Raw genomic sequence first — 15,499 nt, forward strand, 5'->3', positions numbered from 1 at the left:
ATTCAAATACGGGCCGTGGCGAAAAAACTTTATATAAAAACATTTGGCTGCCAGATGAACGAGTACGACTCGGAAAAGATGGCGGACTTGCTTCGCACCGCGCAGGGCATGGAAAAGACCAACGATCCAGCCCACGCCGATGTGATTCTGTTCAATACCTGTTCTGTGCGCGAAAAGGCGCAGGAAAAGATCTTTCACGACCTGGGACGCATCAGGCATCTTAAAAGCCTGAAACCGGACCTGCTCATAGGCGTGGGCGGGTGTGTCGCCAGCCAGGAAGGGGCGGAGATCGTGAAGCGTGCGCCATATGTGGATTTAGTGTTTGGTCCGCAAACTCTGCATCGGCTGCCGGAACTCATTTCAGCACGGCGCGCTACGGGCCATCCCCAGGTTGACATTTCTTTCCCCGAAATCGAAAAATTTGACCATCTGCCTCCCGCCCGGACCGAAGGCGTAACCGCATTCGTGTCGATTATGGAAGGGTGCAGCAAATATTGCAGCTTTTGCGTCGTGCCTTATACGCGCGGAGAGGAAATTTCGCGTCCGCTCGGTGACGTCTTAGCGGAAATCGCGGGGCTGGCAGATCAGGGGGTCCAGGAAGTGACGCTGCTCGGACAGAACGTCAACGCTTACCGCGGTGTCGCTGATTATGGGGAGGAAGACGAAATCATCGATTTCGCGTTGTTGCTTGAATACGTCCATGAGATTCCTGGCATCGAGCGCATCCGCTATACAACTTCCCATCCCCGGGAATTTACCGGACGGCTGATCGAGGCGTACTCAAAATTGCCCAAGCTGGTCAGTCACGTACACCTGCCGGTTCAGTCGGGTTCGGATCGAATACTGGCGGCAATGAAGCGCGGCTACACCGCGCTGGAGTATAAATCCATTATCCGCCGCCTACGCGCTGCTCGGCCCGGCATTTCTCTTACGTCCGATTTCATAATTGGTTTTCCCGGGGAAACAGCGGCCGACTTTGAGACCACCTTGAAACTGATAGAGGATGTCGGTTTTGACGATTCCTTCAGTTTCATATACAGCCCCCGTCCTGGCACACCTGCCGCCGATTTGCCGGATAGCACGCCACAGGAAATAAAACTTGAACGGTTGCGACGCCTGCAGGAAAAAATCACGCAACAGGCGCAGGCTATCAGTCAAAGCATGGTTGGCACAACACAACGTATCCTGATCGAGGGTGTTTCCAAAAAGAACCACGATGAACTTTGCGGGCGTACGGATAATAATCGAATGGTGAATTTTCCGGGCAGGCTGGAAGAGATCGACGGCTTTACCAATGTAAAAATTACCGCGGCTTTAACGCATTCGTTGCGCGGAGAAATCGTGGCGGGCGTAATACGGGATAGCGGACGGAAAGGCCACAATGGGATTCGGGGCGGAACAGCAACCGTAAATGAATCTGCCGAAAAATAGCTGGGAGGACTTTTCAGGAGTTCATTTCTTGCAAAGTAGGTGTGTCGCTGCCAGAATTAAGCACCTCAAACCGATTTAATGGACGCTTCACTGCGCCTTTGAAACCAAAGCCTGTCGAAATTTCCTTTTCTCCTGTCGAAAACCAGCGCCTCGCGAATCTCTGCGGGGCGTTGGATGAAAACCTCAGGCAAATTGAAACCGTGCTTGATGTCACTATCGCCCGGCGCGGAGAACATTTCACTTTACGTGGGAAGGCAAGTCAAACCGCGCTTGCGGCAGCGGTACTGCAAAATTTCTACAGCCACGCACAGCATCATCTGAGCATCGAGCAAGTTCAGTTGGGCTTGATCGAAGCGATGAATCCTCGTCATGCGCTACATCCGCCTGCCGATGATACAACAGTGATAACGGAACCGGCGCTGCTGACACGTCGCAAGGACTTGCGCGGCCGCACACCCCGCCAAGTTGAATATCTGCAACAAATTCAGACCCACGATATTACGTTTTCCATTGGACCGGCGGGGACGGGTAAAACGTATCTCGCGGTAGCGAGCGCAGTCGACGCCCTCGAACGCGATGTCGTCGCGCGAATCGTGCTCGTGCGACCAGCAGTCGAAGCTGGCGAACGGCTGGGCTTTCTGCCTGGCGACATGGTGCAGAAAGTAGATCCTTATCTCCGTCCGTTGTATGACGCGCTGTATGATTTGATGGGTTTTGACAAAACCAGCAAGCAGTTCGAGCGCAGCGCGATCGAGGTGGCGCCCCTCGCCTTTATGCGCGGACGCACACTGAACCAGTCCTTTATCATCCTCGATGAAGCGCAGAACACTACACCCGAACAGATGAAAATGTTTCTGACCCGTATCGGCTTCGGGTCGAAGGCTGTGGTAACCGGCGATATTACCCAGATTGATCTCGCAAAACATCAGAAAAGCGGGCTCATCGAAGCCAAACAGGTATTGGAAAAAGTGCGCGGCATTGCCTTTACGCATTTCGACGCAGAGGATGTAGTGCGGCATCCCCTCGTGCAGCGAATTGTCAATGCCTACCAAGAGTATGAGAAGCAGCAGTAATGTAGCCGAGTCCGCGGCTGCGGTTGCCGGCAAGACGCCCAAGCTGAAACTGGAGGTCCAGTATGCGACAAAAGACCCGCAGGCACCTTCCCGCACAGAGTTCCGCAAATGGATCAGATCCGCGCTGAAGCAGGATGCGGAGATAGTGTTGCGTCTTGTTGGTGCAACTGAGGGTCGCGATCTCAACCGCAATTTCCGCGGGAGGGACTATGCGACCAATGTGCTGACCTTCGTGTATGACGATGCTGAGCGCGACGCCCAAACTCTGGCTGGAGATATCGTGCTGTGCGCACCGGTGATAGAAAGCGAGGCGAGCCAACAACACAAAATGCCGATCGCACATTACGCGCACCTCACCGTACACGGCGTACTGCACCTTCAGGGCTACGATCACCAGACTGACGGTGACGCGGCTGAAATGGAGCGGCTGGAGACGCATATCGTCGAAAACTTGGGATATAAAGACCCTTACAGTGGAACGGTCGAATAAGCATGTGTATGAAATCCGACAATTTAGTTGCAGGCGAATTTACATGCGCGTTGGCGGCGTCGCATGGATGAGCTTCCGAAACTTGGCTGGCTAGACCGTATCACTGCGTTGATTCTCCGCCAACCGGGGGACCGGGAACAACTGGTGGAGCTGTTGCGTGCCGCTTTTCAACGCAATCTGTTCGACTCCGATGCGTTGAGCATGATTGAAGGCGTAATACAGGTATCGGAAATTCAGGCGCGGGACATCATGATTCCCCGTTCTCAAATGGAGGTAATCGATATTAGCGAAACGCCGGACAAGTTTATTCCCTTTGTCATTGAGACCGCGCATTCGCGCTTCCCGGTAACCGAGAACGATAAAAACAACGTCATCGGCATTCTGCTGGCGAAGGATTTGTTGCGCTACTACGCGGGGGAAGAGGAGTTTGACGTACGCGAAATGCTGCGACCAGTGGTCTTTATTCCCGAATCAAAGCGCCTTAACGTGCTGCTCAAGGATTTCCGGACAAATCGCAATCACATTGCCATTGTTGTGGATGAGTACGGCGGCGTAGCCGGCTTGGTCACTATCGAGGATGTGCTGGAGCAAATCGTTGGCGAGATCGAGGATGAACACGACTTTGATGAAGCTGAAGACAATATTGTGCAGGACCCGGACGGCCATTACCGGGTCAAGGCAAGTACCGAAATTGCAGATTTTAACGAAAAGCTCGGTGCGGAACTAAGCGATGAAGATTACGACACAATCGGGGGTCTCGTACTGCATACCTTCGGGCGCCTCCCGAAACGGGGCGAAGCGGTATCAGTTGGCGATTTCAAGTTTACTGTGTTGCGCGCAGACAGCCGCCGGCTGTACACACTGATGGTCGAAAGGAGTATCGCCGAGATTGAGCAGGAATATTGATGCTTCGGGAGCGGGGTGCCGCTTTAAACTCTCCTCTTGTCGTCGCTCTTTACAACGGGATGAGTAGAAGCTGTGCGGCGTCGGGCGGCTATGTGGGGGCTCAGGTAGCGTTAACCCGCAGTATTTCGACCGCTGCGAACAATGAGCAACAATCGCACTTTCGTGAAATATCCGAGCCGTCTTCGGTAGAGGTGGTTATTGAAATTCCGCAGGGTAGCTTTCTCAAACGCGGATCCACCGGTAAAGTCGACTTTATTTCACCCCTGCCTTGTCCATTCAATTACGGCTCAGTACCAAATTACATCGGTCTTGACGGCGATCTTCTGGATGCGGTGGTGCTTGGACCGCGCCTTCCGTTGGGCACGAAGCTCCGCGTCAAGCCTTGGGGCGCGGTTATGATGACCGATCGCGGCCTGATGGACGATAAACTTATCTGTGCCGAACATTCTCCAGATGCGGCGCAACGCGAAAAGGTATTGCGTTTTTTTCGATTCTACGCGAAGTGCAAGGGTTGGCTGAATATGTGGAGGGGCCGACCGGGGCGCAACGCATGCGAAGGCTGGTGCAAAGCGGATGATGCGCTAGCTCGCGCACAGCCACGACACGATTCCTGGCAGGCCCCACCCCTTGAGTTCTGATCGGCGCGGATATTCAATTTTTGCCAATGCCGGCGCGCCATGGCAAAATTGCGCCCCTACTCAAGAATCTTTGAACAAGTCGTCCGCCGAGGAGTGTTCGGCTTGTTTAAAGGTTCCTTTCCGAATACGCTGAAGCCCGCCACCGTCTTATGCCTCTGCTTACCCTTGAAAAAATTTGTCTTGCTTTTGGGCATCATGCACTGCTCGATCATGTCGACTTGCAGCTCGATGCGGGCGAACGTATCGGCCTGATCGGTAGAAATGGCGGCGGCAAATCCAGCCTGCTGCGCATCGTGGCAGGAGAAGCCAAGCCCGACGATGGGAAAATTTGGCGCGCGCCCGGGCTGAAGCTGGCCTATGTATCTCAGGAACCGGCGCTCGACCCAGAGCTTACCGTCTTTGAAGAAGTTTCGAAAGGAATCGGCGCAGTCAGCCAGGTGCTGATTCGTTATCACGAGACGTCTCATCTCTTGAGCGACGGCGCGGGGGACACCGAAGCGCTTCTTTCCCGCCTGCAGGATTTGCAGGCCGAGCTTGAAGCACACGACGGCTGGAGCATTCAAGCCAAGGTGGAAACAGCAATCGACAAGCTTAGCCTTCCTACCGATGCATTGGTGGGGCAGCTTTCCGGAGGGCAAAAAAAACGCGTCGCGCTTGCACGCGCGCTGGTACTATCGCCCGATGTGCTGCTATTGGATGAACCGACCAATCATCTGGACTTTCTCTCTATCGAATGGCTGGAAGAACTTCTTAAGGATTTTTCAGGGAGCGTGGTATTCGTGACGCATGACCGCCGCTTTCTGAGCAATGTGGCGACGCGGATAATCGAGCTTGATCGAGGCAAACTGACAAGCTTCCAAGGAGATTTTGCGGACTATCAGCGAAAGAAATTGGAAATGCTCGAAATTGAAGCGGTGCAAAATCAGAAGTTTGACAAGGTCTTGGCACAAGAGGAGATCTGGATACGCAAAGGAATTCAGGCGCGCTGTACCCGAAACGAAGGACGGGTACGCCGGCTGGAAGCATTAAGACTAGAGCGTGGCGCGCGCCGTGAACGCTCGGGGAATGTCAATCTAAATGTAGACGATGGCGCAAAGTCAGGCCGCATAGTGGCTGAGTTGGAGCATGTCAGTAAAAGCTATGGTGACAAGGAAATCATCAAGAATTTCTCTTGCAGAATCATGCGCGGCGATCGTGTGGGACTGCTGGGGCCGAATGGCGCGGGGAAATCGACCCTGTTAAAGCTGATATTGGGGTCCATGCCACCCGACACCGGCAATATCAGACTGGGCACGAAACTTTCCGTAGCGTATTTCGACCAGATGCGCGAGCAATTAAATGACAACGAAACTCTGATCGACACGATTAGTCAAGGCTCTGATTTCATCGACATCGGTGGGACCAGAAAGCACGTTATAAGCTATCTTGAAGACTTCTTGTTCTCGCCGCAACGCGCTCGCTCTCCGGTAAAGTCGCTCTCGGGTGGCGAGCGCAACCGGCTGTTGCTGGCAAGGTTATTCACGCGCCCGGCTAATGTGCTGGTTCTGGATGAGCCAACCAACGACCTTGATATAGAGACGCTGGAATTGCTTGAGGCATTGCTGCAAAGCTATTCCGGCACACTTTTCCTCGTGAGTCATGACCGGGAGTTTCTCGACAACGTCGTTACCCAGGTTATTGCATTCGAAGGTGACGGCAATCTGCGGGAATACGTGGGCGGCTACGACGACTGGATGCGGGCGAAAAACTTTGAAAGAACAACGCCAAGGCAAAAGGAGCCGCAACCCGCGGCCCCGAAGGTGTCCGCTTCTCTTCCCCGGGTTAAGCTGGCATACCGGGACACGCGGGAACTCGATCAACTGCCCGGAAAGATCGAGGCGCTTGAACGGGAACAGGCGGGTATCAGAGACCAGTTATGTTCGCCAGATATTTACCGGGATTGCCCGGAAAAAGCCAAGGCCTTGCAACAACGCCTCACGGCCCTCGACGAGGAACTCATGAGCCAGCTTGCCCGATGGGAGGAGCTGGAAGGTAAACTTTCAGCCGGACACAACAATTGAGAATAAGTTCCCGGATGTCATGAATTTTATTTTATTCATTGACCAGAAATGGCACATCGTTTAGAGTCGCTCTTTTTAAAAAGAGGGCACTGATAATGAAACGACCAGCAATAATAGGCTTATTTGCGTGGGGTCTGCTTCTGGCAGTAGGCGGTACCGCTCAGGCAGCCGGTGACCCGGCCGCAGGGAAGCAGAAGAATGCTATGTGCATTGGTTGTCATGGAATCGAAGGGTATCGGACATCTTATCCTACCGTGTACCAAGTCCCAAGATTGGGCGGTCAGCACGCCGAGTATCTGGTCAAGGCGCTACAGGCTTATAAAACCGATGCCCGGAACCATCCCAGCATGAAAGGTATTGCCGCTACGCTATCCCAGCAGGATATGGAAGATCTGGCTGCCTATTACGCCGCCGGCGGAAAATAATCAATTCATTACGCAAGGAAAGAAGCCTCATGAAAAATCATATTATCGCCGCGGCAAGCGGCGCGCTGCTGCTGATTTCCGGACAGGGAATAGCAGCTGACCTTGAAGCTGGCAAGAAAAAAGCGGCTGAGGTTTGTGCCGCATGCCACGGTCCGGATGGTAATAGTCCCGCTCCTGCCTTTCCCAAGCTGGCTGGGCAGCATGCGAGTTATCTAGCAAAAAGCCTGAATGAGTATAAGTCAGGCGCGAGAAAGGACCCAATCATGGCTGGCATGGCTGCCGCCCTGAGCAAGGAAGACATTGAAAACGTAGCTGCATATTACGCTAGCCAGTCCGGTCTCAAGACCAAATATTAAGCAGGAAAGCAGGCAGGAAATACGCGTCCTGTCTGCTTTACCCATCTAAATCGGTGATTCTGCTTTAACCTGATATATTCTCCTGCCGGTCCAGGCATTCGAAGTACACCGTCGCATCCAGCGCTTTCTGATCGCGTTGCGCCTGCCAGATCATTTCCGCAAGACACTCCATGAGTTGATGTACGGCGACGTGTTCGTCACCGGTTTTTAGTAGCAGTCGCTGAAAACGCTGGCGGATTCCGGACGGCTGATCGATCGAAAGCTGCTCCTTGACGGCAACGTGCATGCTCATATGGAGGAAAGGGTTGATATCGCCCATTTCGGGCAAATAGTCCTTATGCTGAAATCGTTCCGGCATTTCAAGCACTCGCTGGTATTCGGGATGCAATAGAATGACCTCCAGCGCCATGTCTTCCATGGCGGAAAGCATTTCTCGTCGCTGGTATTTTCGCCATGCATCGAAAAAGAGCTGACGCGCCTGATCTCGGGAAGGGCTGAACATCTAGGAATCCCTTGATAAATCAACGGAATGGGACATCTCTGTTACCACAGCACGTCATTGCGCAAACTCATTTGCTCGATGAGGCCGGCGTAGCGGACGGCCCGGAGGGCTCGTACGCGGCTTCGTGCGCCAATACCAACGCACCTGGATAGCTGCTGTCGGTTTTGCCGAAATTTTTTTCCTTGTATTCGCATAGATCGTTGATGATGCAAATGGCGCATTTGGGTTTCCTGGCGACGCAGATATAACGCCCGTGCAGGATAAGCCAATGATGAGCATCATGGCGAAAACTCGGCGGTACGTTCTTCAAAAGCTTCAGCTCTACTTCCAGCACGGTTTTTCCAGGGGCGATTCCGGTACGATTTGCAACACGAAAAATGTGCGTATCCACGGCGATCGTCGGTTCACCAAAGGCTGTGTTTAAAATCACGTTAGCGGTTTTCCGTCCCACGCCGGGCAGTTGCTCCAACTGATCCCGTGTCTGAGGAACTTTCCCGCCATGATGCTGAATCAGCAGCTTGCACGTGGCGAGTATATTTTTTGCCTTGGTCTTGTATAGACCAATGCTCTTGATGATCTCGCGCAAGCCCGTTTCTCCCAGCGCTAGCATTTTTTCAGGTGTATTGGCTTGGGGAAAAAGTTTGCGCGTTGCCACGTTTACGCTCTTGTCAGTCGCTTGCGCAGACAGAATCACCGCAATCAGTAATTCAAACGGCGAGGCGTACTCCAGCTCGGTGGTGGGGTGGGGATTGGCCGACTTAAAGCGGGTGAAAATTTCCTTTCGTTTGCTTGAATTCATGGAAGTTGATTAAATGCCAGTGAACGGCATGTTTCCCTATGTTTCCCTATGTTTCCCTAGTTTCCGTTGGCCCTTGAGTTCGCGTGGCCCTGGCACGCGCCAGCGCCGCTTGAATAGCTGCTTTTTTAGGATCATTCCGCGCGGAAACATCGGCGACCGTCACCGCTTCAGCCTGCGCCAATCTCACATCGTTTTCGCATTTTTCCCGCTCAAGCCGCTGCAGCCGGTACCGGTAACGCGCACGAGCATGATCTGCCGAGGCATCGCCACGATGCCTGGAACCGTCATTTGTGCCAGCGTCCCCATCCGGCGCGCCGGCATCTGCAATTTTCCCAGGCATCATCCTGATACAGTCAACTGGACAAGGAGCAAGGCATAACTCACAGCCGGTGCACTCGTCCGCGATTACAGTATGCGCCTGCTTGGCGGCACCCACGATCGCGTCTACCGGGCAGGCTTGAATACAGAGTGTGCAGCCTATGCACGCCTCCTCATCGATCATCGCAACGGTGCAGGGTTGATAAGAACCATGAACAGGATTGAGGGGTATGGGACGCTTGTCCAGCAAAACGGCCAACCTGCGGATACCATCATCGCCACCTGGAGGACATTGGTTGATGTCCGCGCGCCCTTCGGCGATGGCCTCCGCATAAGGCAGACAGCCTGAATACCCGCATCGCCGGCATTGGGTTTGCGGCAATATCGAGTCGATTTCTTCAACCAGTGCGTTCTCTTTCATCGAAGCTCGGCTACGAAGAAGCTTCCGTCCTGCATAAGGCTTGTGCGATCTCGCCTACCAGCACGGGACCTCGATAGATCAGCCCGCTGTAGATTTGTATCAGACTCGCCCCGGCTTCCATTTTTTCCTTTGCATCTGCCGCGCTCATAATACCACCTACCCCAATGATCGGTAGCGCCCCTTGCAGGGCCGCGTGCAGGCGGCGTATCACCGCGGTGGCACGCTGTCTCAGAGGCGCTCCGCTCATGCCTCCAACCTCGTCCCGATGGCGCAGTGTTTCGACGCCAGATCTGGAAAGCGTGGTATTGGTAGCGATAACCCCGTCGACCTGATGCTTCATTAACAACGCTGCGATTGCATCGATCTGTGCTGGCTCAAGATCGGGCGCAATTTTTACCGCTATCGGTGTATATTTCCCGTGTTCATCAGCCAGCTTTTGCTGATTCAGCTTCAACAAGTATAATAATTCACTTAACTCCTCGGCGTTCTGCAGCTGGCGAAGATGCGGCGTGTTGGGTGACGAGATGTTGACGGCGATATATCCGGCATAACGATACGCCTTCCGCAGGCAAACCAAATAATCCTCGGCTGCATTTTCCACTGGGGTATAAAAATTTTTTCCGATATTGATACCAAGTATGCCTCGATAATCAGCTTGCCTGACGTTCGCCAACAGCCTGTCTATGCCTTGATTATTAAACCCCATCCGGTTGATAATGGCCTCGGCCTGCGGTAGTCGGAACAATCGCGGTTTCGGATTTCCCGCCTGGGGACGCGGCGTCACCGTGCCGATTTCGATAAAGCCGAAGCCGAGGGCGGCGAGCGCGTCGATGTGCTCGCCATCCTTGTCCAGTCCGGCGGCCATGCCAACGGGATTGGGGAAATCCAAGCCCATGATAGTTCGCGGCGGGCATGGCACCGGCTCTGCAAGTGGAAGGCCCAGCCTTCGAGCTGCCTCCAGGGCCTTAAAGGTAACACGATGAGCTGTCTCGGGATCGAGACTAAATAACAACGGACGGATCAAGGAATAATGCATGGGCGTCATTTTAACATCCAGGGACTGTTAACCTCACAGCTCAAAAAACTCATACGGCGGCGCCGCGTGTCCGGTGCGGCGGTTCTAAAGTTGTTGTTTATCCATCTCCCTCAGTTACCACCATCATTGCAGGAATTCCATGAAAAAATTTGGGCTATACCTGGTCTGGATTCTGATGACGATGTCCTCAAGCACCTTTGCGACGACGGACTGGGAGACACTTAACCAGGAGTTGGAGGCACTCTACCAGCAGGGGAATTATGCGCGTGCCACGGCGGTAGCGAAAAAAGCCTTTCAGACAGCTGAACAAACATTGGACGCTAGTCACCCCGACATCGCCACCAGTTTGAATAGCCTGGCGCTGCTGTACAGTGACCAAGCGCAATACGCACAGGCCGAACCGCTACTCAAGCGTGCACAGATAATTTTCGAGACAGCGGTTGGGGAGGAAAGTCCGGAGGTGGCGGCCACCTTGAACAACTTGGCGATGGTTCACAGGAAGCAGGGGCAGTTTGCCCAGGCAGAGCCCTTATATAAGCGCGCTCTGGCAATTGATGAGAAGGCGCATGGGCCGGATCACCCAAATGTCGCCATCAGTCTTAACAATCTTGCTCAGCTCTATCAGGCGCAGGAGCAATACGACCGGGCAGAACCGCTACTCAAACGCGCACTGGCGATTCTGGAAAAGACGCTTGGGCCGAATCACCCGAATGTCGCCATGAGCCTCAACAACCTTGCGCTGCTCTACAACGCTCAAAAGCAGTATTCGCAAGCCGAGCCGCTCTACAAGCGGGTGCTCGCCATCTCCAGAAAGACGCTAGGTCCGGATCACCCGAATGTGGCCTTAAGCTTGAACAACCTCGCCGGGTTATATAAAGATCAAGGCAAGTACCCGCACGCGGAGCCACTTTTCAGGCGAGCTCTGGCTATCTCGGAAAAAACATTGGGCCGGGATCACCCGGATGTCGCAACCAGCCTCGAAAATCTGGCGCAGCTTTATCGGGAAGTCGGGCACGCAGATAAAGCGGAGCCCCTGGATAAACGCGCCGCGGCAATAAGGTCTGCGCAGAACTAGGCTGATTTCTCGCAGCGCCTTGAACACGTCATGGCAGTTGCCTGCGCTGTACAGGCACAGATCTAGGCGTGATCGGAAGCTTCCAAACTGCTGAGGGGCTCCCACTGGCCATTAATCAAGCGCTGCAATGGCCGGAAAGCCGCTTTGTACGCCATCTTCCGGCTATCCTTGATCCAATATCCCAGATAAAGATAAGGCAGCTCCAGTGTCAGGCAAAGTTGTGCCTGCCAAATGATGTTGTAGGTGCCATAGCTTGCTCCCGGCACATCCGGGTCGAAAAAGGTATACACCGACGATATTCCGTCGGGCAGCTCATCAATGATGCTGATCATGCGCAGCTCACCATTTTCACGAAACTCGACCAGGCGTGAGTTCACGTTGCTAGGAAGCAGGAAATGCCGGTATTGCTCGCGGCTGTCACGGTCCATTCCTCCACCGGCATGGCGCCTCGCCTGGTAGCGCAGATAGAGCGCGTAGTGATCCGGGTGATAATACAAGTCGTGTTGTATAGCCACCAACTTCTGATGGCGTTTCCACGAACGCCGCTGCGTGCGACTGAGCGTCAACTGGTCAGCCACTACCCGCACCGGCATGCAGGCGCAGCAGTTGTCGCAGTGTGGACGATAAGTGAAAGCGCCGCTGCGCCGGAAACCGGCTTGCACCAGTTCGCCATAAACGCCGGTGTCGATAAGGTGGCTGGGTGTAGCTACCTGAGAACGCGCCAATTGCTCCGGCAGGTAACTGCATGGATAAGACGCTGTCGTGTAAAACTGCAGCGCTGAAGAAGGAAGATCATTTAACTTGCTCATGATCAAGACACCATTTTTTGCCTCGTTCAGGATAGTGTACCAATTCTTTTAATTTCTGCCTAAATTCCTTCCGGGAAATTTCGCGCGCACCCAGCGAGGCGAGATGTTCTGTTTTCATCTGGCAGTCGATCATTTCAAATCCCCAGCGCTGCAGTTGTGTTACCAGGTGTACAAACGCAATTTTGGAGGCGTCGGAAACACGGAAAAACATTGATTCGCCGAAAAACATCTTACCCTGCCCGATGCCATACAAACCGCCAACCAGTTCTCCCTCTATCCACGTTTCCATTGAGTGGGCCATGCCCATCTCGTGGAGCTTTTCGTAGGCCGCGATCATCTCCGCGTGAATCCAGGTGCCCGCCTGATCCCCGCGCGGAGCGGCGCAGGCTTCCATCACCTGTTTGAAAGCGCTGTCAGCGCGTATCTCGTAGTTTCCCCTCTTGAGGGCTTTGCGCAGGGAGCGCGAAATCTTTAGTTCTTGCGGGAACAACACCATGCGCGGATCGGGGCTCCACCATAAGATGGGCTCGCCTTCATTAAACCACGGGAAAATTCCGCGGCGGTACGCGTCTATTAACCGCGAAGGCGAAAGGTCTCCGCCGACCGCGAGCAACCCATTCGGCCGCGCGAGCGCGGTCTCCAATGGAGGAAAAGGCGATTCAGGATCCAGCCAGGGAATCATCAATACACCGTGAAATTGATAAACGTTTTATTTTAAAACGGCTCGCCTAGCGGCGGAACTATGGGAACGGTGTCTGATAATGCGTGGGATCAGGCACCTGGGCCGATTGAAATCCTGTTTGCCGTATCCGGCATGAATCGCACACGCCGCACGCCCGTCCAGCTTCGTCAGCCTGATAGCAGGACACGGTCAGGCTGTAATCGAGGCCTAGCGAAGCACCTTGTTTAATTATCTGGGCCTTGGACAGATGCATGAGGGGGGCATGGATATGTATTTTAGCGCCTTCGATTCCGGCTTTGGTGGCGAGGTTCGCCATGTTTTCGAATGCCGTTATGTATTCGGGACGGCAATCGGGATAGCCGGAATAATCCACCGCGTTGACCCCGATAAAAATATGACGACTCTCGAGTACTTCTGCCCAGGCGAGCGCAAGAGACAGCATAATGGTATTTCGGGCAGGCACATAGGTGACCGGTATTCCCGGTTTGATTCCCTCGGCGGGAACAACGCGTGATGGATCGGTCAGAGCCGAACCGCCGAAGGCGGAGAGGTCGACTGCAATTACCTTATGATCGCGTGCCCTGACCGACTCCACAAGCTTTGCAGCGGCGGCAAGTTCTGACACATGGCGCTGGCCGTAATCAATACTTAACGCGAAACATTCATAGCCGCTACTACGGGCAATGGCGAGCGTAGTACCCGAGTCCAGACCCCCGGACAACAGCACGACGGCCTTAGTCATCAACTCCGGGGTAATGGATTCTTCCCATCATCATCGCCCGGGGCCCTCACCCCAGAGCAACTTGTGCAACTGGACCTGCACCCGTACCGGCAGGCGGTCGCGCAGCACCCATTCAGCCAGCGAAGCCGGGTCAAGGCTGCCATATACCGGTGAAAATAAAATCGGGCAAATCCGATCGAGCTCGTGCTCGCGCATCACTGCGACGGACCATTCATAGTCGCTTTTATCGCACAGCACAAACTTCACTTCATCATGGGATGTCAGATGGTGGAGATTGGACCAACGGTTCTTATCCAGCTCGCCCGAACCGGGGGTCTTGATATCCACGATTCTGGATACGCGCAGGTCCAGTTTGGATATATCCATAGCGCCGCTGGTTTCGAGCGATACCGAATAGCCGGCGTCGCACAATAATTTGAGCAAGGTCGGGCACTCTCTTTGCGCAAGGGGCTCGCCTCCGGTCACGGTGACGTGACGGACGGCATAGCTCGCGATCTCATCAAGAATGGCGGAAATCGCGATGCGCTGGCCACCATAAAAAGCGTATTCGGTATCGCAATAATGACAGCGCAACGGGCAGCCGGTCAGCCGCACAAATATCGTTGGCAGGCCGACGCGGCTGGTTTCCCCCTGCAGGGAAAGGAAAATCTCGCTGATGCGCAAATGGCCGTGCTCCGGCGACGCATAGGCCGGGTTTACAAGCTCGAATGAAGTTTGGATCATGTCGGGCAATGTGGGTCCACAGCACGAAATGTCAAGTAGAGGCATGTCGGTATCAGCCCATCGCGTGCACGACCGCGCCTGGCTGGTGAATTCACCAGCACGCTACTTCGAGTTGGCAAGCCGACGCTTTGCTTTCTCGGCGGCGTCGCTTCCAGGATATCTCGCGATAAGGGTTTCGAGAGTTTTTTTTGCGGCGGTTTTTTTACCCATTTCCTGCTGACTGCTGGCAATGTTGAGCATCGCATCCGGGGCCTTGGCGCTGTCCGGATAACTACTCAACAATTTCTCCTGAGCGGTAATTGCGTTTTTAAAGTCGCGCAGCGCGAAATACGAGTTACCGATCCAGTATTGGGCACTCGGCAGATAACTTGAGGCCGGGTAACTTTTGATGAACTTGTTGAAATGAGAAATAGCATCCTTGTATTTGGCCGACTTGAACAGGGCGTAGGCTGTCTCATACGCCTGCGCCTCGCTGCTGTCAGCTGGCGCGGCGCTTCCATTCGAAACCGGAGCGGAAGAAGAGACCCCAGGAGCTGCTGCGGAAGCCATGGCAGTAGTCTCTGCATCCGTGTCCGGCGCGCTGCCGGCATCAACGGATGAATGCATGTCAGCCTCCTTCTCTTTGGGGGCGAGTGCAGAGGAGTGCGAACCCATGGTTTCGCCGTGCTGCTCGATGCGCCTTACCCGATCATCCAGGTCAATGTAAAAATCCTTCTGACGCTTCTGCGTCAGCTCACTCTCATTGCCCAACACCTCGATCTGGCCCTGTAATTTATTCAGATCCACTCTCAGGTGCTCGATCTGATTATGCAGGTCCAACAGCGGTTGGTTGCTCAGCGCTTCATCGAGTTTGATAATGCGCGCCTCCAGCGCCTGAACCTGGCTGCGCAGTTCCGTTATCAGGGCCTGCTGCGCCGCGATCTGCTTGCGCGCCTCTTCGTCGTTGAACAGGCCCGCGTAAGCTGGGTTACCGCCGATCAGAAGCAACAATAAAAAAGCGCGCAACCGCATCG

General features: G+C 54.2%; 18 protein-coding genes. 9 read left to right on the plus strand and 9 right to left on the minus strand.

The genetic code is table 11. The features are described 5' to 3' along the window. Positions 1 to 15: 15 nt before the first annotated feature. From miaB to BM022_RS07430, 8 genes are all read left to right on the plus strand, one after another. Positions 16 to 1,431 carry a tRNA (N6-isopentenyl adenosine(37)-C2)-methylthiotransferase MiaB gene (gene miaB, locus BM022_RS07400; RefSeq protein WP_091138279.1) on the plus strand — a complete coding sequence of 472 codons (1,416 nt, stop codon included), beginning with the start codon at positions 16 to 18 and terminating at the stop codon, positions 1,429 to 1,431. Positions 1,432 to 1,529: 98 nt separating this feature from the next. Further along, the gene (locus BM022_RS07405; RefSeq protein WP_177191651.1) at positions 1,530 to 2,504 is read left to right on the plus strand and encodes a PhoH family protein; all 975 of its coding nucleotides are present in this window, start codon (positions 1,530 to 1,532) and stop codon (positions 2,502 to 2,504) included. Next, positions 2,473 to 2,994 carry an rRNA maturation RNase YbeY gene (ybeY, locus tag BM022_RS15485; RefSeq protein WP_256209040.1) on the plus strand — a complete coding sequence of 174 codons (522 nt, stop codon included), beginning with the start codon at positions 2,473 to 2,475 and terminating at the stop codon, positions 2,992 to 2,994. Before BM022_RS07405 ends, ybeY begins: the two co-directional genes overlap by 32 nt. A 63-nt stretch (positions 2,995 to 3,057) precedes the next feature. Then, a complete protein-coding gene (locus BM022_RS07410) occupies positions 3,058 to 3,900 on the plus strand; it encodes an HlyC/CorC family transporter (protein WP_091138142.1) in 843 nt (280 codons plus the stop codon). A gap of 59 nt (positions 3,901 to 3,959) precedes the next feature. Beyond that, positions 3,960 to 4,538 carry an inorganic diphosphatase gene (locus tag BM022_RS07415; protein ID WP_091138280.1) on the plus strand — a complete coding sequence of 193 codons (579 nt, stop codon included), beginning with the start codon at positions 3,960 to 3,962 and terminating at the stop codon, positions 4,536 to 4,538. 149 nt (positions 4,539 to 4,687) lie between these two features. Then, positions 4,688 to 6,598 carry an ATP-binding cassette domain-containing protein gene (locus tag BM022_RS07420; protein ID WP_091138144.1) on the plus strand — a complete coding sequence of 637 codons (1,911 nt, stop codon included), beginning with the start codon at positions 4,688 to 4,690 and terminating at the stop codon, positions 6,596 to 6,598. Between the two features lie 95 nt (positions 6,599 to 6,693). Next, positions 6,694 to 7,023 carry a c-type cytochrome gene (locus BM022_RS07425; protein WP_091138145.1) on the plus strand — a complete coding sequence of 110 codons (330 nt, stop codon included), beginning with the start codon at positions 6,694 to 6,696 and terminating at the stop codon, positions 7,021 to 7,023. 29 nt (positions 7,024 to 7,052) lie between these two features. Continuing rightward, complete coding sequence (locus BM022_RS07430; RefSeq protein WP_091138147.1) at positions 7,053 to 7,379, plus strand: c-type cytochrome; 327 nt, start codon at positions 7,053 to 7,055, stop codon at positions 7,377 to 7,379. 64 nt (positions 7,380 to 7,443) lie between these two features. On the opposite strand, the gene BM022_RS07435 is transcribed toward BM022_RS07430, so the two are convergent. The 4 genes from BM022_RS07435 to BM022_RS07450 all read right to left on the minus strand — a co-directional run bounded on the left by BM022_RS07435 (position 7,444) and on the right by BM022_RS07450 (position 10,455). Further along, positions 7,444 to 7,881 carry a DUF1841 family protein gene (locus BM022_RS07435; RefSeq protein ID WP_091138149.1) on the minus strand — a complete coding sequence of 146 codons (438 nt, stop codon included), beginning with the start codon at positions 7,879 to 7,881 and terminating at the stop codon, positions 7,444 to 7,446. Between the two features lie 67 nt (positions 7,882 to 7,948). Continuing rightward, on the minus strand, positions 7,949 to 8,680 hold the full coding sequence (gene nth / locus BM022_RS07440) for an endonuclease III (protein WP_091138150.1): 732 nt from the start codon (positions 8,678 to 8,680) through the stop codon (positions 7,949 to 7,951). Positions 8,681 to 8,726: 46 nt separating this feature from the next. Further along, entirely contained in the window at positions 8,727 to 9,419 is a 693-nt protein-coding gene (locus BM022_RS07445; RefSeq protein ID WP_091138152.1) for an RnfABCDGE type electron transport complex subunit B, read from the minus strand. Positions 9,420 to 9,429: 10 nt separating this feature from the next. Further along, the gene (locus BM022_RS07450) at positions 9,430 to 10,455 is read right to left on the minus strand and encodes a quinone-dependent dihydroorotate dehydrogenase (RefSeq protein WP_091138282.1); all 1,026 of its coding nucleotides are present in this window, start codon (positions 10,453 to 10,455) and stop codon (positions 9,430 to 9,432) included. A 139-nt stretch (positions 10,456 to 10,594) separates the two neighbouring features. Between BM022_RS07450 and BM022_RS07455 the strand changes: the two genes are divergently transcribed. Continuing rightward, positions 10,595 to 11,530 (plus strand): tetratricopeptide repeat protein, encoded by a 936-nt coding sequence (locus BM022_RS07455; RefSeq protein WP_091138153.1) that lies wholly within the window; start codon positions 10,595 to 10,597, stop codon positions 11,528 to 11,530. Between the two features lie 62 nt (positions 11,531 to 11,592). On the opposite strand, the gene BM022_RS07460 is transcribed toward BM022_RS07455, so the two are convergent. The 5 genes from BM022_RS07460 to ybgF form a co-directional block, all read right to left on the minus strand. Next, positions 11,593 to 12,339: an arginyltransferase gene (locus BM022_RS07460; RefSeq protein WP_091138155.1), complete on the minus strand. Its 747-nt coding sequence runs from the start codon at positions 12,337 to 12,339 to the stop codon at positions 11,593 to 11,595. Further along, complete coding sequence (gene aat / locus BM022_RS07465) at positions 12,323 to 13,021, minus strand: leucyl/phenylalanyl-tRNA--protein transferase (RefSeq protein WP_091138157.1); 699 nt, start codon at positions 13,019 to 13,021, stop codon at positions 12,323 to 12,325. Before aat ends, BM022_RS07460 begins: the two co-directional genes overlap by 17 nt. Positions 13,022 to 13,079: 58 nt before the next feature. Then, positions 13,080 to 13,763 carry a 7-cyano-7-deazaguanine synthase QueC gene (queC, locus tag BM022_RS07470; RefSeq protein WP_091138159.1) on the minus strand — a complete coding sequence of 228 codons (684 nt, stop codon included), beginning with the start codon at positions 13,761 to 13,763 and terminating at the stop codon, positions 13,080 to 13,082. A gap of 30 nt (positions 13,764 to 13,793) precedes the next feature. After that, on the minus strand, positions 13,794 to 14,486 hold the full coding sequence (gene queE / locus BM022_RS07475; RefSeq protein WP_091138283.1) for a 7-carboxy-7-deazaguanine synthase QueE: 693 nt from the start codon (positions 14,484 to 14,486) through the stop codon (positions 13,794 to 13,796). 102 nt (positions 14,487 to 14,588) lie between these two features. After that, positions 14,589 to 15,497 (minus strand): tol-pal system protein YbgF, encoded by a 909-nt coding sequence (gene ybgF / locus BM022_RS07480; RefSeq protein ID WP_091138160.1) that lies wholly within the window; start codon positions 15,495 to 15,497, stop codon positions 14,589 to 14,591. Positions 15,498 to 15,499 lie beyond the last annotated feature (2 nt).

The organism is Nitrosospira sp. Nsp14, from assembly GCF_900113575.1.
GTDB lineage: Bacteria > Pseudomonadota > Gammaproteobacteria > Burkholderiales > Nitrosomonadaceae > Nitrosospira.

Bases quoted from the DNA above. Each gene is read 5' to 3' on its own strand.
- BM022_RS07415 (WP_091138280.1), top strand. From the start codon at position 3,960: ATGAGTAGAAGCTGTGCGGCGTCGGGCGGCTATGTGGGGGCTCAGGTA.
- BM022_RS07410 (WP_091138142.1), top strand. From the start codon at position 3,058: ATGGATGAGCTTCCGAAACTTGGCTGGCTAGACCGTATCACTGCGTTG.
- BM022_RS07425 (WP_091138145.1), top strand. From the start codon at position 6,694: ATGAAACGACCAGCAATAATAGGCTTATTTGCGTGGGGTCTGCTTCTG.
- queE (WP_091138283.1), bottom strand. From the start codon at position 14,486: ATGATCCAAACTTCATTCGAGCTTGTAAACCCGGCCTATGCGTCGCCG.
- BM022_RS07460 (WP_091138155.1), bottom strand. From the start codon at position 12,339: ATGAGCAAGTTAAATGATCTTCCTTCTTCAGCGCTGCAGTTTTACACG.
- ybeY (WP_256209040.1), top strand. From the start codon at position 2,473: ATGCCTACCAAGAGTATGAGAAGCAGCAGTAATGTAGCCGAGTCCGCG.
- BM022_RS07445 (WP_091138152.1), bottom strand. From the start codon at position 9,419: ATGAAAGAGAACGCACTGGTTGAAGAAATCGACTCGATATTGCCGCAA.
- nth (WP_091138150.1), bottom strand. From the start codon at position 8,680: ATGAATTCAAGCAAACGAAAGGAAATTTTCACCCGCTTTAAGTCGGCC.
- BM022_RS07420 (WP_091138144.1), top strand. From the start codon at position 4,688: ATGCCTCTGCTTACCCTTGAAAAAATTTGTCTTGCTTTTGGGCATCAT.
- aat (WP_091138157.1), bottom strand. From the start codon at position 13,021: ATGATTCCCTGGCTGGATCCTGAATCGCCTTTTCCTCCATTGGAGACC.
- BM022_RS07455 (WP_091138153.1), top strand. From the start codon at position 10,595: ATGAAAAAATTTGGGCTATACCTGGTCTGGATTCTGATGACGATGTCC.
- queC (WP_091138159.1), bottom strand. From the start codon at position 13,763: ATGACTAAGGCCGTCGTGCTGTTGTCCGGGGGTCTGGACTCGGGTACT.
- BM022_RS07435 (WP_091138149.1), bottom strand. From the start codon at position 7,881: ATGTTCAGCCCTTCCCGAGATCAGGCGCGTCAGCTCTTTTTCGATGCA.
- ybgF (WP_091138160.1), bottom strand. From the start codon at position 15,497: ATGCGGTTGCGCGCTTTTTTATTGTTGCTTCTGATCGGCGGTAACCCA.
- BM022_RS07430 (WP_091138147.1), top strand. From the start codon at position 7,053: ATGAAAAATCATATTATCGCCGCGGCAAGCGGCGCGCTGCTGCTGATT.
- BM022_RS07450 (WP_091138282.1), bottom strand. From the start codon at position 10,455: ATGCATTATTCCTTGATCCGTCCGTTGTTATTTAGTCTCGATCCCGAG.